Below are 23,050 nucleotides of genomic sequence, written 5' to 3' on the forward strand. Positions count from 1 at the left end.
ATCTCGCAGGAAATCTGGTCGGACGTGCTGGGGTACGTCCGCAAAAATATCTCGGAAGTCGAGTACCACACCTGGTTTGCCCCAGTCAAAAACCTGGGGGTCAAGGAAGGTTCGCTGGTGCTGGGCGTCCGCAACTCGTTTGCTCAGGAGTGGTTCCGCAAGCACTATCTGGAACTGCTCGAAGACGCCCTGCGCTCGCTGGGCGCGCAGAATCCGCAGGTCAGCTTTCAGGTGCTGCCCGCCTCGCAGGACACCCTCTTTTCACCCGCCGACCCGCCGCCTCCACCCAGCAGGCCGCCGCCCAGCGCACCCGGCGGCCCCTCAGCGCAGGATCAGGCCGAGAACCGCAAGCGGCTGAATCCCAAATACACCTTCGAGAATTTCGTGGTGGGGCCGAACAACAACCTGGCGCACGCGGCGGCGATGGGCGTGGCCGAATCTCCTGGCAAGGCGTACAACCCTCTGTTCATCTACGGCGACGTGGGTCTGGGCAAAACCCACCTGATGCACGCAGTGGGGCACTACATGTCCGAACGCTTTCCCGACAAGCGCATCGAATACGTGTCCACCGAGTCGTTCACCAATGACCTGATCAACGCCATTCGCGACGATAAGATGACTCTGTTCCGTAACCGCTACCGCAGCGTGGACCTGCTGCTGGTGGATGACATCCAGTTTCTGGCAGGCAAGGAGCGCACGCAGGAGGAGTTCTTCCATACCTTCAACGCGCTCTACGAAAACCACAAGCAGATCATCCTCAGCTCGGACCGTCCGCCCAAGGACATCCAGACGCTGGAAGGCCGTCTACGAAGCCGTTTCGAGTGGGGTCTGATCACCGATATCCAGTCGCCGGAGTATGAAACGCGCGTGGCGATTCTCAAGATGAACGCCGAGCACAACCGCATCGACATCCCGCAGGAAGTGCTGGAGCTTATTGCCCGACAGGTCACCAAGAACATCCGTGAACTGGAGGGGGCTTTGATGCGCGTGGTGGCCTTTTCCAGCCTGAACAACGTGCCGTTCTCGCGCGCCGTGGCCGCCAAGGCGCTGAGCAACGTCTTTGCGCCGCAGGAAGTCAAGGTGGAGATGATTGACGTGCTGCGTCAGGTGGCGGCCCATTACAACATGCCCCCAGACGTGATCCGTGGCGCGGGCCGGGTGCGCGAGGTGGTGGTGCCGCGTCAGGTGGCCCAGTACCTGATCCGCGACCTGACGGACCACTCGCTGCCGGAAATCGGGCAGTTTTTCGGCAAGGACCACTCCACGATCATGCACGGCATCAACAAGGTTACGGAGCAACTGGGCAAGGATCAGGAGGTCACGGCCTCCGTGGAGTTGCTGCGCCGCAAAATGCAAGGGCTGGATGAGGACGATTTTGATACATAATCCCGCCATCAGATTCTCCTGCCACTTAAATAAGTTCCAAAACCCGTTCCAAAATGGTGTGCGGAGTTTCACAAGCTGTGGATAAACCTGTGGATAACCTGTGGATAACCCCGTTTTTTCTGTGGATAAAATTGTGGATAACTCGGGCTTTTTCCACCCCTGTGGATAACCCCCCTTTTTATCCACAGGTTATCCACAGGCAAGTGCCACTTATCCACAATTTTATCCACAGGCCAAACGCGCGCCCAGTGCAGCCGCAAGGCACTTTTCCACAGTTTCCACAGGCCCTATTACTACTACTACTATCTTTTATAGTTATTTAAAGACAGGTAAGAGATAGGAGTTGGAAGCCAATCCAGAAAATCTTAGACCGAGACCAAAAAGTGAGACGTTGAAATGAGTCAGAATCCCCAGATGAAATCCGCGCAGAAAAAAGTCAAACTGCAAAAAACCAAAGCTCAAAAAATTGAGTTAGTCCCCCAAGAGGTCAGGGCATGAAAGCGCACGTCACTAAAAAAACCTTGAGCGAGGGCCTGGGTCTGCTGGAACGGGTGGTCCCCAGCCGCAGCAGCAACCCCCTCCTGACCTCGCTGAAGGTCGAGGCCAGTGAGGCCGGACTGACTCTAAGCGGCACGAATCTGGAAATTGACCTGTCGTGCTTCGTGCCCGCCGAGGTGCAAGAGCCGAAGGATTTTGTTGTCCCGGCGCATCTTTTCGCGCAAATTGTCCGCAACCTAGGCGGCGAACTGGTGGAGTTGGAACTGGTGGGGCAGGAGCTGGCGGTGCGTTCGGGCGGCTCGGATTTCAAGTTGCAGACCGGCGACACCGAGGCGTACCCGCCCCTGAGCTTCCCCAGCAACGCGGACCTGAGCTTGAACGCCGAGGAACTGGCCCGTGCCCTGGGCAGCGTGCGTTACGCCGCCAGCAACGAGGCTTTTCAGGCGGTCTTCCGGGGCATCAAGCTCGAACACCACGCGGATACCGGCTCGGCGCGCGTCGTTGCCTCGGACGGCTACCGGGTGGCAATCCGCGACTTTCCGGTCAGCGGTGACGGCAGAAACCTGATCATCCCGGCCCGCAGCGTCGATGAGCTGATCCGCGTGCTGAAGGACGGCGAGGTCCGCTTCACCTACGGCGAAGGCATGCTCAGCGTGACCACGGACCGCGTGCGGATGAACCTCAAACTGCTGGACGGCGACTTCCCCGATTACGAGCGCGTAATCCCCAAGGACATCAAGTTGCAGGTCACGCTGCCCGCCACCGCCCTCAAGGAAGCCGTGAACCGTGTGGCTGTGCTGGCCGACAAAAACGCCAATAACCGCGTGGAATTTCTGGTTTCCGAAGGGCAGTTGCGTCTGGCTGCCGAGGGGGACTATGGCCGCGCGCAGGACACCCTGACCGTCACGCAGGGCGGCGTGGAACCGGCCATGAGCCTGGCTTTCAACGCCCGGCATGTCCTCGACGCCCTGGGTCCGATCGAGGGTGAAGCCGAGCTTCTCTTCTCCGGCTCCACAAGCCCCGCCATCTTCCGTGCGAGTGGTGGAGGTGGCTATATGGCTGTCATGGTCACGCTGCGCGTTTAAGGGGCCAGTGGGGGCCGTTACGGGGCATGTCTGGATAGTCGTTGGAGGACAAAATGATTTAGCAGAGCAAAAGAGCATGGGCGATCCGCCTTCCGCCAAGAATCAGGATCGCCCAACAAGTCAGAAGATAAAGTGGTTTTGCGCCACGCCCTCTTCCGTGCGCCTACGTTACTCGCCTCCAGCTTTCATCTCAATGGCTGGGGCGAAGATTCGGGTGCGGATGCCGATTGGGAGAAGATTTTTGAATTCGTTTCTCTATCGCCTGTTGCTCGCTACTATCGCTCTAATCGCCTTGACTCTGGTCATTGTTGCCATCCCGACAACGGACAGGGGGGTTGAGGTCTGGACTGGGAGAAGCGCCCTGTTTGCCGCTGTAAGCGGCTTTTTCCTCTTGCTGCAAAAATTGAAATAGTTCAATTCTTAGCTGTCCACAAAGTTATCCACAGATATTTCGCCTGTGGATAACTTTTGTGGATAACTCTCGGTCCAGTGCGGGTTTTTTCAATTTTAAGTCCCGTCGATCCGGGTGGCCTGTGACCACACCACCTGCCAGCCGCCTGCGCGCCGTTCGTACAAATCCGTGTGCCAGTAGATGCCGGGCGGCCCGGCAGGAAGATCGTTAGCGACTTCCTGCGGCTCGCCTGAAATTACATCCAGCCTGGAGCGGTAACGGATGAATGCCGCGTCGCCGTAATAGCGGACTTCAATCTCTGAAATGGGTTCCCAGACGAGGTATTTCAACCGTCCGGCGGCGAGGGCATTCAGGTACTCATCCCTGGTCAGGCGTGAGCCGCTGGGCGTGATGAGTTCAAAGTCCGGGGCGTGAAGCTGGAACGCGGTTTTCATGTCGCCATAGACCAGCGCCTTAAGTCGGGTGCGTTCCAGTGCGCGAATTTCATCGGACATGAATCACTCTACGGACCGTTTGCCTGGAGTGTCCACCCGATTTAGACCGCCCTTACCCCTGCTGGCGTCTGGCGCTTATAGTGTCCGAGATACACCTACTCGCCCCGTGGATTCCAGATCGGGTGCAGGGGTGGCGTTCGGGAGGACTCGTCATGAACATTGAAAAAGTGATCGCCCGTGAAGTGCTGGACTCGCGCGGAAACCCCACCGTGGAAGCCGAAGTTCATCTGGACAGCGGTTACGTAGGCCGCGCCATCGTTCCCAGTGGGGCCAGCACCGGCACCCACGAGGCGCTGGAGTTGCGTGACGGCGGCAGTCGCTACGGCGGCAAGGGCGTGCAGAAGGCCGTCAAGAACGTCAACGAGGCGCTGGGGCCAGCCGTGGTGGGCCTGGACGCCAGCGATCAGGGCGCGGTGGACGCGGCCATGATGGAACTGGACGGCACCCCTAACAAGGGCAACATGGGCGGCAACGCCATTTTGGCCGTCAGCCTGGCCACTGCCCGCGCCGCCGCCGAGGAACTGGGCGTGCCGCTGTACCGCTACCTGGGCGGCAGCAACGCCAAGACGCTGCCCGTGCCGATGATGAACCTGATCAACGGTGGGATGCACGCCGACAACTCGGTGGATTTTCAGGAATTCATGGTCATGCCGGTGGGTGCGCCCAGCTTCCGCGAGGCGCTGCGCTACGGCACTGAGACCTTCCACAGCCTCAAGAAAGTCCTGAGCGGGCGCGGCTACAACACCAACGTCGGTGACGAGGGCGGCTTCGCGCCGGATCTCAAGAGCAACGAGGAAGCCCTGGAAGTGCTGCTGGAGGCCATCGAGAAGGCCGGGTACGAGGCGGGCAAGGACATCTGCATCGCGCTGGACCCCGCCGTCACCGAGCTTTACAAGGATGGCAAATACCACCTGGAAAGCGAGGGCCGCGTGCTGTCCACCGCCGAGTTGGTGGATTTCTGGGCCGACTGGGCTTCCCGTTACCCCATCGTGAGCATCGAGGACGGACTGGCCGAGGACGACTGGGACGGCTGGCAGGCGCTGACTGCCAAGATTGGCGACAAAGTGCAACTGGTGGGCGACGATCTGTTCGTGACCAATCCCGAACGCCTCCAGCGCGGCATCGATACCGGGGTGGGCAATGCGATTCTGGTCAAGGTCAACCAGATCGGCTCTCTAACTGAGAGTATGGACGCCATCGAGCTGGCCAAGCGTAACCGCTACGGCACCATCATCAGTCACCGTAGCGGCGAGTCCGAGGATTCGTTCATCGCCGATCTGGCGGTGGCCACTAATGCCGGGCAGATCAAGACCGGGTCGGCCAGCCGCTCGGACCGCATCGCCAAGTACAACCAGTTGCTGCGAATCGAGGACATGCTGGGTGACCGCGCGGTGTATCCGGGCCGCAAGGCGCTCAGGTAAGGCGAAAACACAGGCGGCGGACGCTGGAAGATCGAGAAAACTCCAGGGTCCGCTGCTTTCTTGAAATTCAATCCTCCAACTCTGACTGGAATCACTTCCAATTTCACCCGCACACTGGTTCGCTGAGGGTGCGGCAAAACGAGGCAATCACATGAAACATTTTGACCGAGCCACCAAGATCGTCGCCACCGTTGGGCCAGCCAGCCGCAGCCCGGAAGTGCTGGGCCGCATGATGGACGCCGGGATGAACGTCGTCCGCATGAACTTCAGTCACGGCGATCCCGAGGACCACCGCCAGACCTACAACATGGTCCGCGAGTTGGCCGCCCAGAAGGGCATCACTGTGGGCATTTTGCAGGATTTGCAGGGTCCCAAGATTCGCGTCGGGCGCTTTGCCGAAGGGTCCGTGACGCTGGCGGCGGGCGATCACTTCACCATCACGATGGACGATGTAGAGGGCGACGCCACGCGCGTTTCCACCACCTACAAAGACCTGATCCGCGACGTGCATCCCGGTATGGCCCTGCTGCTGGACGACGGCAACATGGCCCTGCGCGTGGAGAGCGTGCGCGGCAACGACATCCTGACCAGCGTGGTGATCGGCGGCGTCCTGAAGAACAACAAGGGCATCAACGTCCCCGAGGCCGATCTGAGCGTGCCTGCCCTGTCCGACAAGGACGTGTCCGACATGGAATTTGGCGCGGAACTGGGCGTGGACTGGGTGGCCCTGAGCTTCGTGCGTTCGCGTGACGATCTGCTGCTGGCCCGCCACTACCTGTCGCGCTTCGGCAGCCGCGCCAAGCTGATGGCCAAGATCGAGAAGCCGCAGGCGGTGGACCGTTTCGAGGACATCCTCAAGGAAGTGGACGGCATCATGGTGGCACGCGGCGACCTGGGTGTGGAAATGCGCGCCGAGCAGGTGCCGACCATCCAGAAACGCCTGATCCGGTTGTGCCGCGAGGCAGGCAAGCCAGTGATCACCGCCACGCAGATGCTGGAAAGCATGATCAGCCTGCCACGCCCCACCCGCGCCGAGGCCAGCGACGTGGCGAACGCCATCTACGATGGTACCGACGCCGTGATGCTCTCGGCAGAGTCTGCGGCGGGGCTGTACCCCGTGGAATCGGTGGCGATGATGGACCGCATTGCCCGCGAGGCCGAGTCCAGCGAGCATTACAGCATGCTCCAGCGCCAACTGGTGATCGACACCACGCTGGCTCAGGACTCGATTGCCTACTCGGCCTGCAACATTGGGGCCAAGCTGGGAGCGTCCGCCGTGGTGGCTTTTACCAGCACCGGGGGCGCGGCCCTGCGGATCGCCAAGAACCGTCCGCCGATGGCGATTCTGGCGCTGACCCCCAACGAGGTCACCCGCAACCAGTTGGCCCTGAGCTGGGGCGTCGTGCCCATGCTCAGCGAGGACCCGCGCAGCACCGACGACATGGTTCGCATTGCCAACAAGGAACTGAAGAAGAGCAGTCTGGCCGACATCGGGGACCGTTACGTGATCACGGCGGGCGTGCCCTTCGGCGTGCAGGGCACCACCAACATGCTGCGCGTGGAAGCCTTGCGAGATGAGGGCGTGGTTTCTCAGTTCTGATCGCTACTTTTAGCAACTGACTTCAAAGACCGACCCGCCCCGACTTCAAACGTCAGGGGCGGGTCAGATTTTTTATCCACAGGCACAGGGTTTATCCACACCTTGCCTGTGGATAAGTCCAGAACAGAACAAATACTTTTGATTGTCCAGGACATTCTCTACAGGGCCTGTGGTTATCCACACCAGCCTGTGCATAACTTTTAGATTTCTCCCCGATCCGCCTGACGTACAAGAGGTCCGTGAAGGCCCCGTGGAGCCTTCAGGTGAGTCAGGACTCCAGAATCAGTCGCGTGAACTTGTCTTTGCCCTTCTGAATGACCGCGCCGCCCTCTGCCGCCAGCTCGGCCCGCGTCAGTTGCCCCTGCGGATCGGTGTAGGTCTCGCCGTTCAGCTTCAGCCCCCTGTTCTGAATCAGCTTTTTGGCCGCGCCGTTGCTGGGTTCCAGGCCAGCCAGGACGACCAGTTTCGCCATGCTGATGCGGTCTGCGTCGATGCTGTCGTTCAGGCCCGCCGTGACGTTAATGGTGGGGATGTTGTCGGGGATGCCGCCCTTCGCCACACTCTTGAAGCGTTCCTCTGCTGCGTCCAGATCGGCGTCGGGAGAGAACCACGGCACCACGGCGCGGGCCAGTTCGCGGTGGGCGGCGACTGGATGTCCGGCCAGAAGCTCTGAAATCTCGGTCTTAGGCAGGTCAGTCAGCAACGTAAAGTAATTTTCTAGCAGTGCGTCCGGCACCTTCATCAGCTTAGCGAACATGACGTGCGGTTCGTCGGTCAGGCCGATGTAGTTGTCCAGACTCTTGGACATTTTCTCGGTGCCGTCCAAGCCCACCAGCAGCGGCAGGGTCATGACCACCTGCGCTTCCTGGCCGTAATCGCGTTGCAGGGCGCGGCCCACCAGATTGTTGAACAGTTGATCGGTGCCGCCCAGCTCCACATCGGCCTCCAGCGCCACCGAGTCGTAGCCCTGCGTGACCGGGTACAGCAGCTCGTGCAGGCTGATCGGGGTCTGGGCTTGCAGGCGTTTGGTGAAGTCGTCGCGCTCCAGAATGCGGGCCACGGTGTACTTGCTGGCGAGGCGGATCACGTCGGCGTAGCCCATCGGCTCCAGCCACTCGCCGTTGTAGCGGATTTCCAGCACCTCCGGCTCGCCGCGCAGGATCAGGCGGCACTGTTCCAGGTAGCTCTGTGCGTTGGCGCGGGTTTCTTCCAGCGTCAGCGGCGGGCGCGTTTTGCTCTTGCCGCTGGGATCACCGATCATGGCGGTGAAATCGCCGATCAGCATGATGACCTGATGGCCCAGATCCTGGAACTGGCGCATCTTGCGGAGGATCACCGCGTGGCCCAGATGCAGGTCCGGGCGGGTGGGATCCGCGCCCAGCTTGACGCGCAAGGGCTTGCCCGTTTTTAAACTCTGCTCCAGCTTGCGGCGCAGATCGTCTTCGGTCACCAGATCGACCACGCCGCGTTTGAGGATTTCAATCTGCTCGTCTACAGGTACATTCCGGCGAATTTCGTTCATATCGACTCCACAAAGAAAAGGCGGCGCAAACCGTTCTGGCTGCGCCGCTTGGGGATTTGGATTTCAGGCTAAGACTGACCTCCTACCGCTAGCGGCAGGGTGGATAGTGTTCTTCCAAAGGGGCACGTCGGGTCAAACGCCTCATGCTGGGCAGTGTAGCGGATAGCATGAGGGGCGTGAAGACCATTCAGGACCTCCGCACGACGTTTCCCCGCCCCGGACGGGTGGAGTGGCTTGGATTGCGCCCGGCCCGCCGCGTGACGCCTGTGCGTGTGCTGGAGGTAGAGGCTCATCCGCTCGTCGGCCTGATCGGGGACCACGGCAAAATGGCTCCTGCCCGTCTGACTGCGCTGTCTGGTGAGATAGAAGCGACGCCCAGACCCTCCAACCCATCCGTCCCCGGCGGTCCCGGCAAGCGGCAGGTCACGCTGATTCAGGCTGAACATCTGCCCGTGATTGCCGCGCTGGCCGGATTGGACGAGGTCACGCCGGAGCTGCTGCGCCGCAACATCGTCGTCTCTGGCGTGTCGCTGCTGGCCCTCAAGGACGCCCGTTTTCAGATCGGCGAGGTGGTGCTGGAAGGCACGGGCGAGTGCCATCCCTGCTCCCGCATGGAAGAGAATCTGGGCGAGGGCGGCTACAACGCGGTGCGTGGCCACGGCGGTCTGACGGCGCGCGTGATCGTCGGTGGCATGATCCGGGAGGGGGATACCGTGACCGCGCTGCTTCCCGAACCCACGGAAAAGGACTGATGGCGCAGAAGCAGGCAGCCCGCGCGGCCCGGATGCTGGGGCGGGCCTTCGGATTCACGCGGCTGATCGTGGAACTGGGCGTGTTCAGCTCGCTGGCCTTCAGTCTGGCGCTGTTCATCGTGGCGATTGTCCAGGCGTATCACACCATCGGCGACGCCTTCCGGCATCTGGGCGAACCCGAGACCACCAAGCACCTTCTGGTGGCCGCCGTGGAACAGGCCGACACGTTGCTGGTGGGGGTGGCCCTGCTGATCATCGGGCTGGGCTTGCAGGGGCTGTTCGTCGGGCGGCTCCAGAACGTGCCGGAGTGGCTGCACGTGGATTCGTTTGATGACCTGAAGCAAAAGCTGCTGGGCGTGGTGGTCACGGCGCTGGCGGTCAATTTCTTCGCGGTGGCGCTGGAGTGGACGGGCGACAACAGCATTCTGGTTTACGGCGCTGCCATTGCCGCCGTGATTCTGGCGGTGGGGGTCTACAGTTCGGTCCTGAGCCGTATTCACGGGCCACCTGCACACGCTGGGCCAGAGAAGCCAGATGCCGATGCCCACCCTTGACGCCCGTCTGGAAGCGGTGTTGGAGCTGATTCGCACGGACGTTCACGCCGACATCGGCAGCGATCACGCCCGCCTGCCTGTGCGCCTAATCCGCGAGGGCCGTGCCAGCCGCTGTATCGCCGTGGAACTGAATCCCGGCCCGCTGGAACAGGCGAGGCGCAGTGTCGCGCGGTCCAGACTGGAAGCCCAGATTGAAGTCCGCGAGGGCGATGGCTTCGGCCCCATTCTTCCCGGCGAAGTGGGCAGCGCCAGCCTGTGTGGCATGGGCGCGTACACCATTCGGGGCATTCTGGAGCGGGCGGGGGAGAGGTTGCCCCCAGCGCTAATCCTGCAACCCAATGACTCCGCCCTCCTAATCCGCCTGTGGGCGCGTGGGGCGGGCTATCACGTCCGTGCCGAACGCCTGATCGCCGGATACTGGCCTTACCCCGTGCTGCGGTTGGAGCGGGCCAATGGTGCAGACCCGGCATACGAGGGTGTGCCGCTGGACGCCGCGCTGAAATACGGGCCGCTGTTGCTACGTCTGGACGGTGAGGTGATTCGCCGTCAGATCAAGGCCGACGTCGCACGCCTGCAAATAGTCGCCGCGCCGGGGCGGGAATCCTGGGGCGAACTAGAAACAGCGAAAACGGCTCTGGCGGTGCTGGACAACGGGGTAAAATAAAAAGCCCGCCTTTCGGCGGTGATGTGAATAAGATAGCGCGGTATTCGGCAATTGTCAAATTTATGCGGCGGGTTTAAAAAATCGCCTGCTAGACGCTCTTTTTTAGCGTAGAGCTTGAAGGCAGATGTATAGCTGGGACTTTCGCAGTTTGATCCCGCTACCCAAAATACAAGGCAATAAAAAAGCCGCCTCGTTCGGCGGTGTTGATAAGAACTATAGCGCTCTATTCGGGTTTTGTCAATTTCATGCGCCTGATAAAAAAAATCCTGTCTGGGGCGGCGTTTTCCGGGTGACTGCAAGAAGCCATTTGCATAGCCCGAAGAGAAGCGGCGAACAGGAACAATCCCATTCGCCGCTCTTCCTGCCGCATCTTTACTCGCGTTCGCGCTCGCGCTCGGCGTTCAACTGGGCCTGAAGCTGGGCCTGACGCTGACGCACGTAGTCCTGATGAAAACGGCTCTCGTCCAGCAGATCGGTGCCCACCGTCAGTTGGCCGGTGGCCAGCTCGCGCATGGCCTGGGTGACCAGATTGCGGGTCCGCACGCGCTGCTCGACGGGCAATACGCTGGGCGCTCCAGCGCGCAGTTGCAGGGCGCGCTTGGCCGTGACGACGCTCAAGCGGTACTTGCTGTCCGTCATCGCGAGCAACTTGTCAATGTCTTTTTCTGCCATAATTCTTAAACCTCCAGTTCTGGCCCATGTTGCCCGGCCTCTTCAATGAGTCAGCTTAACCCCTGTACGTGGGCAGGAGGGGGCATCAGCTTGCAAATGTCGCTTCAGGCCAGCTTCTGCGCCGACTCAGCCGCTGCAAAGGCCGGAAGCCTCCATCGCTGGAAACCCCGGCCTGTGTGGGTGAAGGAGTTTAGGACTGCTCTTCTTCGGTCTTGGCGTCGTCGCTGCTCTCGGCGGCAGTGTCGTCGCCCGCATCGGAGACAGCGTCGGCCTTGGCTTCTTCCAGGGTGGCGTCGCCTTCCAGCACGGCAGCGGCAGCTTCCTCGGTCAGCTCGCCCGCAGCAACCAGACCGGCGATCTGGGCGGCCTGGGTTTCGGCCTCGGCTTCCTCGGTGGTCATGCGCGGAGGCAGCAGGCTAATGACAACCTGATCAGCGTCCACGTTCAGCTTGACGCCTTCGGGCAGGTTGATCTGTCCAGCGGTCACGTGGTCACCGATCTGGAGCTTGGACACGTCCACGATCAGTTCCTGCGGAATGCGGCGCGGGCCGGGGGCGATGATGGCGAGGTTGTGGATGACGGTATCCAGCAGGCCGCCCATGATCTCGCCCTGGCTCTTGCCCTTGGTATGCACGGGCACGGACACTTCAATGGCCTCGCCGTAAGTGACCATGTAGAAGTCCACATGGATTGGCACGCGGCGGCGCTTGTCCATCTGGATGGCCTTAACCAGTGCGGGAAAGGTTTCCTGGCCTTCGACGGTGATGTCGTACAGGCCGGTGGTGCTGGTCTGGCGGAAAGCCCGGTCGAACGCCTTGAGGTCCAGGGCGAAAGAAACGTTGTTTTCCTTGTTGTAGGCGACGGCGGGGATCATGCCTTCGGCCAGCTTTTCGCGGCTCTTGCGGGGTTGGGCGTTCAGTTCCATGTGCGTCTTTTCTCCTTGGCGCTTTCCGTCTTCTGCTTGAGCTTCCCCGCCGCTCGTCGGACCTTTTTTACAGGGACCGGGGGCGGGGGTGGACGGGCAACCCTAGCAGCATAGCAAACCCCAGCCTGAGAGGGGAAGGGCTGCGGGCACGGTCACATTCCACTTCTGCTAAACTGCTGGGCGGCACCGAGCGGCCCCCGCCACTTCTGGACACCAGAGGGGCAGAGGCGGCCCCGGTTGGCACAGCGTCTGAATCGCGCTTTCCAAAGCATTCAGACCTTCAAGGAGCAGACATGATCAGCGTTACCGAACTGAGAAACGGCACCAAGGTGGAAATGGACGGCGGGTTGTGGGAGTGCCTGGATTACTCTCACCTGAAGATGGGACGCGGTGGCGCAAAAGTGGTCACCAAGTTCCGCAACATGGAATCTGGCAGCATCGTGGACCGCACGTTTAACAGCACCGAAAAGTTGCAGGACATCTACGTGGAAGGCAAGACCATGCAGTACCTGTACAGGGACGGCGACGACTACATGTTCATGGACATGGAAACCTTCGAGCAGGTCACGCTGCCCCCCAGTCTGGTGGGCGACGCTTCCAAGTTCATGAAGGAAAACACCGAGGTCGACGTCGCCATGTACGGCGAGAAGGCCCTGAGCATCACCCTGCCCAATCAGGTGATTCTGAAGATCGTGGAAACTGATCCCGGCCTGCGCGGTGACACCGCGTCGGGCGGCACCAAGCCTGCCAAGCTGGAAACCGGCGCGATGGTGCAGGTGCCGCTGTTCGTAGAGCAGGACATCGACATCAAGGTGGATACCCGCACCGGCCAGTACCTCAGCCGCGCCTGAGCTTTGAATTAGGGTCGTCTCTGCCTCTGGGTGGGGGCGGCTTTTTTGATGGAAGAGATGTGCTGATGGGGGAGACATGCTGATCTGTACGGACGTGGATTACCGCCCAGATGGCACAGCGCGGGCTGCTGGCGTGCTGTTTCGGGAATGGACAGACGCTACCCCGACGTGGGAATTGGTCGTCCCTGTCCCGCAGGTGGAGCCGTATCAGCCCGGCGAGTTCTACAGACGGGAACTGCCGTGTCTGCTTGCGCTGCTGGAGGGGGCGGCCCAGGTACATACGCTGGACGCGGTGGTGATCGACGGGTACGTGACCCTGGACGCGGGCGGACGCGCTGGCCTGGGCGCACACCTGTTCGCGGCGCTGAACCAGCAAGTCCCGGTCATTGGCGTGGCGAAAACGGCCTTTCAAGGTTCGGGCCATGCGCTGGCCGTGACGCGTGGCGGCAGCCTCAATCCCCTGTTCGTCACGGCGGCGGGGACCGATATTGCCCAGGCGGCGGCACAGATCGCCCGGATGGCCGGGCCGCACCGCCTTCCTACACTGCTTAAACGCGCCGATACCCTTTGCCGCAGCAAGAAACTGCTGGAAAATGCCGGGGAAAGGTAGAGTTGATCCAATGCTTGCGCGACTCCTGCCCCCTGATCAGTTCTTGAATGCCCCATGCTCTGTGGTGGTCCGCGCTCCACTGGACCCCGCATGATTCCCTGGGTACCGCTGGCCCGCGCCGCCATTCCCGGCACCGATCAGGAGCTTTGCCTCTACCGCCGGGGCGAACAACTGGAGTTTTCCATCCAGATCTCGGGCTATATCAGCGAGCTGATGAACAGCCGCCAGCACGCTTCCGAGGACGCGCTGGCCGAGCTGGGCTGCGCGCCCATCGCGGGCCGCCCTGCGCCGCATGTGCTGGTGGGCGGCCTGGGCATGGGCTTTACGCTGGCCGCCGCCCTGAAGGCGTTGGGGCCGAGGGGCGTGGTCACGGTGGCCGAACTGGTGCCGGAGGTCGTGGAATGGAACAAAGGCCCGCTGGGCGCGTGCGCGGCCTTCCCCATTCGGGATTCCCGTACCCGCGTCCATGTGGGCGACGTGGCCGAGCTGCTGCGCCGTGGGCACGCCAACTACGACGCCGTGCTGCTGGACGTGGACAACGGCCCTGAGGGCATGACGCACCATGGCAACGACTGGCTGTACTCGCCGTCCGGGCTGGCGGCGGCACAACGGACCCTGCGCCCCGGCGGCGTGCTGGCCATCTGGTCCGCCACACCGGACACCCGCTTTACCCGGCGGCTGCAACAGGCCGGCTTCCGGGTAGAGGTCCAGACGGTGCGGGCGCGGCCCGGCAAGGGGACCCGCCACACCATCTGGCTGGCCCACCGCACGCAGGCGGCAGCCGTCGTCCCGGCCCGTGCCCCACAGCAGGAACGTCGGCAGCGACGCACCCAGCGCTGATGTACCTGTGATGAGGAATCGCCAGGCTCGTCCACCAGTCGGGGCATCCTGTTCTGTCGCTGTTCTGCCAGGTCAACGAATCTCAATGCCCGTCAAGAGTGTCTGGCACTGTGAGTTAGGCAGGAAGCCCGTTCCTTTTCTGCTAGATTAATGACGAGATTAAGGTCTTTCCATGAGATGGAGTTCAACGGTTCCCTGGCCCGAGCCGTAACTTCCCCGATTGACCTGCTGACATTGTGTGTCCGAATTCTGGGTCTGGAAAATAAAAAATAATATGAACGGAAAACGATGACAAGTGCCACGGGTAAATTCCTGCTCGATCTGCTCGCCTTCACACTGGCGGCGGTCCTGGCTTACGTTCTGCGCCTGGACGACGCGCTGGGAAGCGTGGACTTCTCAATTCTGATCTATGCCCTGGTCGGGTTGCCGCTGAAATGGCTGGCCCTGCGGTATTTCCGGGTCTCGCGGCACATCTGGCGCTACGTAACCTTCGAGGATCTCAGCCAGTTGGCGTATATGACCGGGCTGGTGACATTGGCCATGCTGTTGCTGACGCCTGTGCTGCGGCTGTGGATCTTCGTGCCGTGGTCTATTCCGCTGATCGAGGGTGTGCTGGCGCTGGGGTTGCTGTCTGGTCTGCGGCTGCTGATCCGCTGGCGGCTGGGTCGCCGCCGCCGCCGTCTGTCCACCCACGCGCAGGCTCCAGACCGGGTGCTGATCGCTGGAGCCGGGGATGCGGGCCGCCTGATGGCCGCCGAGCTGCTGAGATCGCCGGAAAAAGGCATGGAGCCGGTGGGCTTCATCGACGATTCGGCGGAGAAGACGGGCATGGTGCTGGTGGGGTTGCCTGTGCTGGGCACACTGTCACACCTGGGTCAGGCTGTGCAGGATACAGGGGCCACCCTGCTGGTGATTGCCATGCCCTCGGCGGGGGGGCAGGTCATCCGGCAATACGTCAACGCAGCGCGCACGGCGGGTTTGCAGGCGCGCACGGTGCCCGGGCTGTACGAGTTGATGGGCGGTCAGGTCACCACCAATCAGCTCCGCAGCGTCAGCGTCGAGGATCTGCTGCGCCGTGCCCCGGTGGACATCGATCAGGACAGTATTTCCCACTATCTCAATGGTCAGACGGTGCTGGTCACGGGTGCGGGCGGTTCCATCGGCTCGGAGCTGGTGCGGCAGCTCTCGCGCTTTCGCCCGGCCCGGCTGGTGCTGGTGGGGCGCGGTGAGAACAGTATTTTTGCTATCGAGCAGGAGATGAGGCGCGAACGGCCCGACATCCAGGTCACGGCCCTGATCGCCGACGTGCGGAATCCGTCGCGTCTGGAATTCATCTTCGAGACGTACCGGCCCGATGTGGTCTTTCACGCTGCTGCCCACAAACACGTTCCGTTGATGGAAGCCGCGCCCAGCGAGGCGGTTCATAACAATATCCTGGGCACCCGCAACGTGGCCGAACTGTGCCTGAAATACGGGGTCACGCGGCTGGTGAACATCTCCACCGACAAGGCGGTCAACCCCACATCGGTGATGGGGGCCAGCAAACGCATTGCCGAGATGGTGATTGCCGACGCCGCCTCACGCGCAGCAGCGGGGCAGGCGTTCGTATCGGTGCGCTTCGGCAACGTGCTGGGCAGCCGGGGCAGCGTGGTTCCCACCTTCTTGCAACAGATTCAACTGGGCGGCCCGGTGACCATCACCCACCCGGACATGACCCGTTATTTCATGACCATCCCGGAGGCCAGCCGTCTGGTGTTGCAGGCGGGCGGGCTGGCTGACAACGGCAGCGTCTATCTCTTGAACATGGGCGAGCCGGTCAAGATCGCCGATCTGGCCCGCGACGTGATCCGCCTGACCGGCGCGCAGGATATCGAGGTGGTCTTTAGCGGCATGCGCCCCGGCGAGAAGCTGTACGAGGAACTGCTGACGAGTGGGGAGGACGTGATTCCTACCCGCCACACCGAGATCTTCTCGGCCCGCTTGCAGCAGGTCCAGCCGGGACAGCTCGGGGGCCTGCTCGCGGATCTGAGCGCCGCCGCTGGACACGAGGATGCCCGCGCCATCCGCACCCTGCTGCATGGGGCCATCCACGAAAGTCAGATGCAGGTCTGAAGCGTGGAAGAGGCGGCGTGCCGGGCCAGCCCCCGAATCTGATTTCTGGGCCTGATACAAACTTCCGATTTGAGGATTTGGCATGGGCAGATATGACCCCCAGAACCTGTCCTTCTCTTTCTCGCATCCGCTTGGATTTCATCGTTTTTGCAAACGATTCAATCGGAGTCCGTATCGCCTCATCCACCGTGCGGTTCGCCCTGTTGGGCCGTGCATTCCACTCCAGTCCCAGCGGCAGCAGGACGTGCACATCCGCCCCTGTGACTCCAGAGTGGCACCGCTGAGGCTGCTGGTCCTGACACCAGTGCTGGAGTAAACAGCTAGGTCTACGCCGCGCGCGGGCAGCGGACGGTCGGCGGCGCGTCCCCGGTTCGCCAAGGCCAGCTTCATCAGTTCGCTCGCGTCGTCCATGCACATGGGGCAGATCGCGCACGCGCCCTGGGCCAGGGTCTCCAGGATGCCAGTTGAGCAGGCCCGGGTGGACCGGGCAACGCCGGCGCTGATCGCTAGATCCCAGGTGCCGAGCAGCATGTTTAGGTTGCCACGCAGCGCGCAGGTCCCGGCACTCTGGGCTTCCAGGCCGTACCACGCGCCCAAACGCTCCAGAAAAGCCGTGCGGGTGTCCAGCACCCGGCTGCGGGCGAAGTTGCGGTAGGCTCGGCGCGTCGCCGCGCATGGCCCGCAGCACAGCGTGGCTGCGCTGCGTCACGCCGAGGACTTCGGCGGCACTGGCCCCGTTCAGGGTGTCGATCAGCTCAGGGGTGGGCAGTGCGCCGGCAGCCAGGATCTCTCCCAGGACGCGGGTGGTGGGTACCAGAATTTGGCCTGGGGCCGTGTTGGGTCCCCTGGGCTTCATTGGCGGGCCTTGCAGTCAGGACAAAGACACCCTTGGCCACCCTCCACGCGTCTCTACCTCCAACGTTGCCTCTTCCTGCAAACTGCGCCACGCCACCTTGCCGGTCGCGCCGCGTGGCAAAGCGTCCACGAACCGGACCTCGCGGGGGGCCTTGTAGTGGGCCATGTGTTCGCGTGCCCAGCCGATCAGGGCTGCCTCGTCCGGGTGCTGGCCGGGGCGCGGCACGATGACCGCGCAGACCCGCTCGCCGGTCCGCGTGTCCGGCACCGCGATCACGCAGGCTTCCTGCACGGCGGGGTGGGCGTGCAGCAGCGCCTCCACCTCGGCGGGCCAGACCTTCATACCGCCCACGTTGACCATCCGCTTGAGCCGGTCGACGAAGAAGAAATACCCCTCGGCGTCTACATATCCCAAGTCCCCGGTGCGGAAAAAGTGCTGGCCGCCCAGCTCCAGAAACGCCTCCGCTGTCGCCTCCGGGCGGTTCCAGTAGCCCTGGAATACCTGCGGTCCGCGCGTCACGATCTCCCCCACCTCGCCCTGTGGGACTTCCTGTCCTGACTCCGGGTCCACGATGCGGGAGTCAACGTCGAAGACCGGCAGGCCCAGGCATTGCAGTTTGGGGCGGTTCATGGGATTGAAATGGCTCTGCGAGATGGTCTCGGTCAGGCCGTAGCCCTCCACGAAGGTCAGGCCGATCAGGTCACGCAGTTGCCGGGCCAGGGCTTCGGGCATGGCCGCGCCGCCGCCCACGATCATCCGCAGCGTGGGCATGTCGGCAGCCGACAAATCAGGCAGGCTCAGCAGGTCCACCACCAGCGTCGTGATGGCGAACCACACGGTCACGCCCTGGGTGCGCGTCAGCTCGCGGGCCAGCGCCTTGTCCCAGCGGGCCATCATGACCACCCGGTTGCCCAGGTACAGGCCCATCAGCATGTCGTGGACGAACGCCGAGACGTGAAACAATGGCAGGGTCATCAGCAACACGTCGGCGGGGTTCGCGCCGCGCATGACCGCGCTGCCGGTCACGTTGGCCTGCACGCTGCCGTGCGTGTGCATGGCCCCCTTGGGTTTGCCGGTGGTGCCGCTGGTGTAGGGCAGCGCCGCCAGATCCTGCGTACCCACTTCAGCCTCAGGTGCGGGGGAAGCGCGCAGGGCGGTCTGCCAGCTCACGTCCCCGGGCTGGAGTTCGGGACGGGTGTCCAGTCCGGTGGGCAGGGGCAGAGTGGTGCCTTCCGAGAGATCCGCGACGACGGCGTGTGCCAGCCCCGCTGCCTTGACGTCTGCGTACTGTTCGCCCCCCACCACACCAACGGTGACGCCTGCGTCCTCCAGAAAGTAGCGGTACTCGTCTGGTCTGAGCATGGGCGGCAGTGGCACCAGCACCGCGCCCAGCCGCCAGGTAGCGTGCGCCGCCGCCACCCACTGTGGGCTGTTCTGCATGGCGATCAGCACGCGGTCACCATGCCCGACGCCCGCTGCCGCCAGATGACCGCTCAGCGCATCGGCCTCGGCCAGCAGTTCGCGGTACAGCACCTCGCGTCCGTAGTACCACAGGGCCACCTTGTCGGGATAACGCTGGGCCGACACCCGCAGGTTGTCGTACAGACTGGTCTGCGGCACGTCCAGACTGAAGGGCTGTCCGGGCGGCCAGGAGCGGGTGCTGGGGCTGAGCGGCTGAGTAGGGCGGGCGGATGAGGACTGGGTCATGTGCTGTTCCCCCTGAACGGCCAGCGCGGACGGCAGCCGCTGCCACGAATTTTTGACGTTGAAGACGGTGTTCAATCTACCCTATGCCAGCAGAGAAGTTTGACGTGGGGGCGCGTGCCCGGCCATGATGGGTCATCTTCAATCCAGCTTCCCGCCAGATGGACGCGTCTGTCTGGCCGGTTCCTTCCCACCCTGTATCTCTGCCGCGCAAAGGAGTTCTGCATGACCGCACAGACCGTGACTGGCCCCATTTCCGCCGATCAGTTGGGCTTCACCCTGCCGCACGAACACGTCATCTTCGGCTATCCCGGCTATCAGGGGGACGTGACCCTGGGCGTGTTTGACCACGCCGCCGCGCTGGACGAGTGTGTGCGGGTGGCCGGGACCCTGCGCTCGCGTGGCGTGCAGACCGTCGTGGACGCCACGCCCAACGAGTGCGGACGCAACCCCGCCTTTCTGCGCGAGGTCAGTGAAAGATCCGGCCTGAATATCCTGTGTTCCAGCGGCTTTTACTATGAGGGCGAGGGGGCCACCGCCTATTTCAAGTTCCGTTTTTCGCTGACCGACGGCTTCTCTGAAGTCTACGAGATGATGCTGCGTGAGGTCACGGACGGCATCGGGACGACGGGCATCCGGGCGGGGGTTCTCAAGCTGGCCAGCAGCCGCGACGAGATCAGTCCATACGAGCGGGTCTTTTTCCGGGCGGCAGCCCGCGTACAGCGCGAGACGGGCGTGCCGATCATCACCCACACCCAGGAGGGCCGCCAGGGACCGCAGCAGGCCGAACTGCTGGTGGGCGAGGGCGCTGATCCGGGGCGCGTCATGATCGGCCACATGGATGGCAACACGGACCCGGATTACCACCGCGAAACCCTGAAACACGGCGTCAACATCGCCTTTGACCGGCTTGGGTTGCAGGGTCTGGTGGGCACGCCGATGGACACGGACCGCCTGCGGGTGCTGGAGGCGCTGCTGGGCGACGGGCACGCCGGGCACATCCTGCTGTCGCACGACACCATCTGGCACTGGCTGGGCCGCCCGCTCCCGATGCCGGAAGCCATCCTGCCCGCCATCAAGGACTGGCATCCCCTGCACCTAATGGATGACATCCTGCCCGAACTGCTGCGGCGCGGCATTTCACAGCAGCAGATCGACCAGATGACGGTCAAAAACCCCGCACGCGTCTTCGGATAGGCGGCATGGGGAGACACACCAGGCGGGCCAGCTAGGCCAGTGATGGTGGTGCGGGGAGCAAGCCCAGCCGCTGCACGGCCCCCCACGTCTGAGGTCACTGCGCTGGTGCGCGGCGCGGCGGAGTGAGAGACGAGGCCGACAAGCAGACGCTATCAGTCACTGAAGGCTGTTCAGCCCGGTGCTGAGGATGCCGCTCCAGTACGGAGCATTCTCAGCGTGGGACTGAATATCTGTATGCCATTTCATCTGTGGAAAATTCTGTACCTTCAACCTTTGAGCCAGGCGTCCAGGAGTTCGTTGATCAGTGTGCTGGCCTCCTTGCGCTCGTCCAGCAGGCGTTTGCGCGCTTCTAGGTAAGTCTGGCCGTGGAGCAACACAGTCACTTGCTGGTAGTCAGGGTTCGAGCGCTTGCCGGGTGGTCGGCCCACCCGGCGGCGTGGCTCCTCTGGCGCTTTTGGCACTGTGGTCACGGCCTGGTCCGCCGCTTCCTGGGGGTGGCGTTCTCTCATCAACTTCAGCGCCGCATACTTGCTGCTGGTCATGCCTTGCTCCCGACTGCTGCGACGATCTCGTTCGCGGCGCGGTCGTAGTCCAACCATGCCAGTTTCGCTGAGCGCTGCCCTTTGAGGGTGTAGACCGGCACCCTCTGCGCGCTCGCGTGCCGGAACGCCACAGTCTACCGAATGGACGAGCGCATCACTGGCAGGCCATCTGTCTCCAGTAGCGTCCGCCCCTCCCGGGATGGTGATGGCGGCACCAGGGTGAGCAGGATGCGGTACGTTCCGCCGATGCCGTGCAGGGCTTCGGGCGTCTGTAGCAGAGCATCCAGGCTCATGGTTTCAGGACTGATGGGCAGCACCAGCAGGTCACAGCCGCCAACGAGGTCGCGCAGTTCGTCGACACTGGAGCGCGGCCCAGTGTCGATGACGATGTACTCAAACTGCCGCGCGTGCTTCATGGCCTGCCCCTCAGGCGCCACTGTGAAGGGCAGCGTCCTGTGTGCAATCGCGAGCGCGCCACCCTCAGATATGGGGGCGGCGCGCTGTTTATTGATACCTGCGTAATTTGGGAACAGCTTACCCTGCAGCCATGCCACAGATTTGGCAACCTGAAAGGCTGACCCGTTCCCAACTGGAGGAACGGCGTTTGTTCGCGGAACCTTACATCCGAGAGGACAAGCTCAGTTCCGCACAGCTCGCTGAGCTCTGCGGCGTAGGTTCCAGCACCGTCCGAAAATGGCGTCAACGACTGCGTGACCAAGGTTCACTGGAAGCGACCTTTGGCTCAGGCCCGCCCAGACGTCTCCCGGATGAGCAGATCGCGGATGTGATGGCGCTGCTGCAAGCAGGGCCTGATCCACACCTTTCCCCCGACCAACGCTGGACCTGTCCCCGAGTGCGGAAAGCCATCGGCCTGAAATTTGACGTCAGGTACCACGTGGATCACTTGAGTCGCTTGCTCCATGCATGGGGATTCTCACGGCAAAAACCGACGAAGCGGGCAGCAGAACAAGATCAAGAAGTGGTCATCGCTTGGATCGAAACCGTGGTGCCTGAGCTCGAAAAAAAGATGGAAGACGGAGAAACGCTTGCTTTTCTAGACGAAGTGGGTTTCAGCTTGAAACCCACGGTATCGCGGACCTGGGCGCCGTGTGGACAGAGCCCGGTGCTCGACGCCAAAACCAATTGGGACAAGGTTTCGACGATTGGGGCGATCACGACGGCAGGCCAGTTCTTACAGCAGACTCATTAGGCCGCCATCAAAGGCACTCAGGTCATCCAGTTCCTGACCCACCTGCTTCGACATGTGGCTGGGAAGGTCACGGTGATCCTCGACAACGCCAGCATTCACAAAACGAAGGCGCTGAGGTGCGTCTGTCTCAGGAGATGCACCTGCATAACTGACCGCAAAGCGCTCCCAGCCGAGAGAATCTGGGAATGTCAAAGTCACAGATTCCGGGGGAGCGCGTCCGCATTCTGGCAGATGAGTTCCTGGCCGTCCCCGCCACGTCGTATCAGCAGCGCAGCCTGGAGGCTGCGCTCTTCATGTCCCTGGACACGGCGACCAAGACGGCACTCCACCGCGCTGAGTTGGTCAGTAAGAGTGCGCTCAGTCGCCTCTTGAACGAATATTCCTGGGATACCGAGGCGTGCTGGACCCTGCTGGAGCAGGCTCAATGAGACTGCTTGCGGTTGGCCGCCAAGGGACAGCATCGCCCCCTCCTCCGGCTCAGTGTCGATCTGACCAGCGTGGAGAAGTGAGCCGTTCCCAACTCGATTCGCCGACGTTTCCGAATCCGCGTCCTCGCCGACAGCGGCTCCCTGGCCGCTGTGTTCCTGGATGAGGTTCGGCAGCTTGGTTTTGAGTTCGTCGTGGGCGTTCGCACCACTCGGCGCACCCTGCATCCAGGGGAAATCACGGTCTCGGATTGCCCACACGGCGGTTACGTTGAACTCAAGAATTGGCCGTATGAGATGCTGACATTGGGACGCTTTGACCGGGGAGACCGAACCTTTCATGCCGTGTCTTCAGAACTGATGGAGGGAGATGAGGTGATCGCCGAGGGAAAGGCGCGGTGGAACGAGGAGTCCTTTTTCAAGGAAGGGAAGCATTAGTTTGGCCTGGCGCAGTTCGCGTTGCGAACTGCCGTGGGGTTGGATCGTTGGATTCTGCTGGTCTTCCTGGCCTGGACACCATGAATCCTTCATCGGCAAGACGGGCTGACCCTGGAGGAATGTGCATTCCTGGCGCTCGTTACAGTGTTGCCCCAGTTGCATCTCAACCGACTGGTGCACCTGTTCTCGAAGAACGCCGAATTTCTGCACCAGCACGGCTATTTACTTCCCTCTACAAGGTGCAACTCCTGAGTATTGACGTGGACCTGTTGCTGCAGTC

Annotated in this window: 20 protein-coding genes and 2 pseudogenes; 15 read left to right on the top strand and 7 right to left on the bottom strand. The window is 62.3% G+C overall.

All coding sequences use genetic code 11. The features are described from left to right. Window positions 1-24 precede the first annotated feature (24 nt). The 3 genes from dnaA (at window position 25) to DAAJ005_RS02080 (ending at window position 3,381) form a co-directional block, all read left to right on the top strand. Window positions 25-1,386, top strand: coding sequence for a chromosomal replication initiator protein DnaA (dnaA, locus tag DAAJ005_RS02070; RefSeq protein ID WP_370519747.1), 1,362 nt, complete (start codon window positions 25-27; stop codon window positions 1,384-1,386). A gap of 494 nt (window positions 1,387-1,880) precedes the next feature. Next, window positions 1,881-2,969 carry a DNA polymerase III subunit beta gene (gene dnaN, locus DAAJ005_RS02075; RefSeq protein ID WP_151845688.1) on the top strand — a complete coding sequence of 363 codons (1,089 nt, stop codon included), beginning with the start codon at window positions 1,881-1,883 and terminating at the stop codon, window positions 2,967-2,969. A gap of 76 nt (window positions 2,970-3,045) precedes the next feature. Next, on the top strand, window positions 3,046-3,381 hold the full coding sequence (locus tag DAAJ005_RS02080; RefSeq protein ID WP_151845689.1) for a hypothetical protein: 336 nt from the start codon (window positions 3,046-3,048) through the stop codon (window positions 3,379-3,381). A 95-nt stretch (window positions 3,382-3,476) separates the two neighbouring features. On the opposite strand, the gene DAAJ005_RS02085 is transcribed toward DAAJ005_RS02080, so the two are convergent. Further along, window positions 3,477-3,875 carry a nuclear transport factor 2 family protein gene (locus DAAJ005_RS02085; RefSeq protein WP_151845690.1) on the bottom strand — a complete coding sequence of 133 codons (399 nt, stop codon included), beginning with the start codon at window positions 3,873-3,875 and terminating at the stop codon, window positions 3,477-3,479. 152 nt (window positions 3,876-4,027) lie between these two features. Between DAAJ005_RS02085 and eno the strand changes: the two genes are divergently transcribed. Together eno and pyk are read left to right on the top strand one after the other, a co-directional pair. After that, window positions 4,028-5,296 carry a phosphopyruvate hydratase gene (eno, locus tag DAAJ005_RS02090; protein ID WP_151845691.1) on the top strand — a complete coding sequence of 423 codons (1,269 nt, stop codon included), beginning with the start codon at window positions 4,028-4,030 and terminating at the stop codon, window positions 5,294-5,296. A 151-nt stretch (window positions 5,297-5,447) separates the two neighbouring features. Further along, window positions 5,448-6,896, top strand: a complete 1,449-nt coding sequence (pyk, locus tag DAAJ005_RS02095) for a pyruvate kinase (RefSeq protein WP_151845692.1) — start codon at window positions 5,448-5,450, stop codon at window positions 6,894-6,896. Between the two features lie 268 nt (window positions 6,897-7,164). On the opposite strand, the gene tyrS is transcribed toward pyk, so the two are convergent. Next, on the bottom strand, window positions 7,165-8,418 hold the full coding sequence (tyrS, locus tag DAAJ005_RS02100) for a tyrosine--tRNA ligase (protein WP_151845693.1): 1,254 nt from the start codon (window positions 8,416-8,418) through the stop codon (window positions 7,165-7,167). A 176-nt stretch (window positions 8,419-8,594) separates the two neighbouring features. On the opposite strand from tyrS, the gene DAAJ005_RS02105 reads away from it, so the two are divergent. From DAAJ005_RS02105 to DAAJ005_RS02115, 3 genes are read left to right on the top strand one after another with little or no spacing between them, the layout of a single operon-like run. After that, window positions 8,595-9,170, top strand: a complete 576-nt coding sequence (locus DAAJ005_RS02105) for an MOSC domain-containing protein (RefSeq protein ID WP_370519748.1) — start codon at window positions 8,595-8,597, stop codon at window positions 9,168-9,170. After that, complete coding sequence (locus DAAJ005_RS02110; RefSeq protein WP_151845695.1) at window positions 9,170-9,724, top strand: YqhA family protein; 555 nt, start codon at window positions 9,170-9,172, stop codon at window positions 9,722-9,724. The genes DAAJ005_RS02105 and DAAJ005_RS02110 overlap by 1 nt, the downstream gene beginning before the upstream one ends. Further along, window positions 9,705-10,388 (top strand): tRNA (adenine(22)-N(1))-methyltransferase TrmK, encoded by a 684-nt coding sequence (locus tag DAAJ005_RS02115; protein ID WP_151845696.1) that lies wholly within the window; start codon window positions 9,705-9,707, stop codon window positions 10,386-10,388. Before DAAJ005_RS02110 ends, DAAJ005_RS02115 begins: the two co-directional genes overlap by 20 nt. A 372-nt stretch (window positions 10,389-10,760) precedes the next feature. On the opposite strand, the gene rpoZ is transcribed toward DAAJ005_RS02115, so the two are convergent. Together rpoZ and DAAJ005_RS02125 are read right to left on the bottom strand one after the other, a co-directional pair. Next, the gene (gene rpoZ / locus DAAJ005_RS02120; RefSeq protein WP_151845697.1) at window positions 10,761-11,060 is read right to left on the bottom strand and encodes a DNA-directed RNA polymerase subunit omega; all 300 of its coding nucleotides are present in this window, start codon (window positions 11,058-11,060) and stop codon (window positions 10,761-10,763) included. A gap of 190 nt (window positions 11,061-11,250) precedes the next feature. Then, window positions 11,251-11,985: a 50S ribosomal protein L25/general stress protein Ctc gene (locus DAAJ005_RS02125; protein ID WP_151845698.1), complete on the bottom strand. Its 735-nt coding sequence runs from the start codon at window positions 11,983-11,985 to the stop codon at window positions 11,251-11,253. Window positions 11,986-12,278: 293 nt separating this feature from the next. Here DAAJ005_RS02125 and efp point away from each other — a divergent pair, with 293 nt between their 5' ends. The 4 genes from efp to DAAJ005_RS02145 all read left to right on the top strand — a co-directional run bounded on the left by efp (window position 12,279) and on the right by DAAJ005_RS02145 (window position 16,398). Then, the gene (gene efp / locus DAAJ005_RS02130; RefSeq protein ID WP_075835541.1) at window positions 12,279-12,836 is read left to right on the top strand and encodes an elongation factor P; all 558 of its coding nucleotides are present in this window, start codon (window positions 12,279-12,281) and stop codon (window positions 12,834-12,836) included. A gap of 76 nt (window positions 12,837-12,912) precedes the next feature. After that, window positions 12,913-13,446, top strand: coding sequence for an endonuclease V (locus tag DAAJ005_RS02135; protein ID WP_151845699.1), 534 nt, complete (start codon window positions 12,913-12,915; stop codon window positions 13,444-13,446). 90 nt (window positions 13,447-13,536) lie between these two features. Further along, on the top strand, window positions 13,537-14,286 hold the full coding sequence (locus DAAJ005_RS02140; protein WP_226342525.1) for a spermidine synthase: 750 nt from the start codon (window positions 13,537-13,539) through the stop codon (window positions 14,284-14,286). A 288-nt stretch (window positions 14,287-14,574) separates the two neighbouring features. Next, the gene (locus DAAJ005_RS02145) at window positions 14,575-16,398 is read left to right on the top strand and encodes a nucleoside-diphosphate sugar epimerase/dehydratase (protein ID WP_151845700.1); all 1,824 of its coding nucleotides are present in this window, start codon (window positions 14,575-14,577) and stop codon (window positions 16,396-16,398) included. 871 nt (window positions 16,399-17,269) lie between these two features. Here DAAJ005_RS02145 and DAAJ005_RS02150 read toward each other — a convergent pair. Further along, on the bottom strand, window positions 17,270-18,961 hold the full coding sequence (locus DAAJ005_RS02150; RefSeq protein ID WP_151845701.1) for a long-chain-fatty-acid--CoA ligase: 1,692 nt from the start codon (window positions 18,959-18,961) through the stop codon (window positions 17,270-17,272). 222 nt (window positions 18,962-19,183) lie between these two features. Between DAAJ005_RS02150 and DAAJ005_RS02155 the strand changes: the two genes are divergently transcribed. Further along, window positions 19,184-20,155, top strand: a complete 972-nt coding sequence (locus DAAJ005_RS02155; RefSeq protein ID WP_151845702.1) for a phosphotriesterase — start codon at window positions 19,184-19,186, stop codon at window positions 20,153-20,155. Window positions 20,156-20,421: 266 nt separating this feature from the next. Here DAAJ005_RS02155 and DAAJ005_RS02160 read toward each other — a convergent pair whose 3' ends face one another. Together DAAJ005_RS02160 and DAAJ005_RS02165 are read right to left on the bottom strand one after the other, a co-directional pair. After that, window positions 20,422-20,697, bottom strand: coding sequence for a hypothetical protein (locus DAAJ005_RS02160; protein ID WP_151845703.1), 276 nt, complete (start codon window positions 20,695-20,697; stop codon window positions 20,422-20,424). Between the two features lie 134 nt (window positions 20,698-20,831). Continuing rightward, entirely contained in the window at window positions 20,832-21,113 is a 282-nt protein-coding gene (locus tag DAAJ005_RS02165) for a hypothetical protein (RefSeq protein ID WP_151845704.1), read from the bottom strand. Between the two features lie 140 nt (window positions 21,114-21,253). On the opposite strand from DAAJ005_RS02165, the pseudogene DAAJ005_RS02170 reads away from it, so the two are divergent. Beyond that, a pseudogene (locus DAAJ005_RS02170) lies at window positions 21,254-22,174 on the top strand (IS630 family transposase); the annotation flags it as partial. Beyond that, window positions 22,093-23,022 (top strand): annotated as a pseudogene (locus DAAJ005_RS02175) (transposase). The pseudogenes DAAJ005_RS02170 and DAAJ005_RS02175, both read left to right, overlap by 82 nt. The last annotated feature ends 28 nt before the right edge of the window (window positions 23,023-23,050 follow it).

This window comes from Deinococcus sp. AJ005 (assembly GCF_009017495.1).
Taxonomy (GTDB): Bacteria; Deinococcota; Deinococci; order Deinococcales; family Deinococcaceae; genus Deinococcus.

Coding starts and splice junctions, on each gene's coding strand:
- DAAJ005_RS02080 (WP_151845689.1), top strand. CDS start 3,046: ATGGGCGATCCGCCTTCCGCCAAGAATCAGGATCGCCCAACAAGTCAG.
- rpoZ (WP_151845697.1), bottom strand. CDS start 11,060: ATGGCAGAAAAAGACATTGACAAGTTGCTCGCGATGACGGACAGCAAG.
- DAAJ005_RS02135 (WP_151845699.1), top strand. CDS start 12,913: ATGCTGATCTGTACGGACGTGGATTACCGCCCAGATGGCACAGCGCGG.
- pyk (WP_151845692.1), top strand. CDS start 5,448: ATGAAACATTTTGACCGAGCCACCAAGATCGTCGCCACCGTTGGGCCA.
- DAAJ005_RS02150 (WP_151845701.1), bottom strand. CDS start 18,961: ATGACCCAGTCCTCATCCGCCCGCCCTACTCAGCCGCTCAGCCCCAGC.
- dnaN (WP_151845688.1), top strand. CDS start 1,881: ATGAAAGCGCACGTCACTAAAAAAACCTTGAGCGAGGGCCTGGGTCTG.
- DAAJ005_RS02160 (WP_151845703.1), bottom strand. CDS start 20,697: ATGACCAGCAGCAAGTATGCGGCGCTGAAGTTGATGAGAGAACGCCAC.
- efp (WP_075835541.1), top strand. CDS start 12,279: ATGATCAGCGTTACCGAACTGAGAAACGGCACCAAGGTGGAAATGGAC.
- eno (WP_151845691.1), top strand. CDS start 4,028: ATGAACATTGAAAAAGTGATCGCCCGTGAAGTGCTGGACTCGCGCGGA.
- DAAJ005_RS02115 (WP_151845696.1), top strand. CDS start 9,705: ATGCCGATGCCCACCCTTGACGCCCGTCTGGAAGCGGTGTTGGAGCTG.
- DAAJ005_RS02140 (WP_226342525.1), top strand. CDS start 13,537: ATGATTCCCTGGGTACCGCTGGCCCGCGCCGCCATTCCCGGCACCGAT.
- DAAJ005_RS02125 (WP_151845698.1), bottom strand. CDS start 11,985: ATGGAACTGAACGCCCAACCCCGCAAGAGCCGCGAAAAGCTGGCCGAA.
- tyrS (WP_151845693.1), bottom strand. CDS start 8,418: ATGAACGAAATTCGCCGGAATGTACCTGTAGACGAGCAGATTGAAATC.
- DAAJ005_RS02145 (WP_151845700.1), top strand. CDS start 14,575: ATGACAAGTGCCACGGGTAAATTCCTGCTCGATCTGCTCGCCTTCACA.
- DAAJ005_RS02085 (WP_151845690.1), bottom strand. CDS start 3,875: ATGTCCGATGAAATTCGCGCACTGGAACGCACCCGACTTAAGGCGCTG.
- DAAJ005_RS02110 (WP_151845695.1), top strand. CDS start 9,170: ATGGCGCAGAAGCAGGCAGCCCGCGCGGCCCGGATGCTGGGGCGGGCC.
- DAAJ005_RS02155 (WP_151845702.1), top strand. CDS start 19,184: ATGACCGCACAGACCGTGACTGGCCCCATTTCCGCCGATCAGTTGGGC.
- DAAJ005_RS02165 (WP_151845704.1), bottom strand. CDS start 21,113: ATGAAGCACGCGCGGCAGTTTGAGTACATCGTCATCGACACTGGGCCG.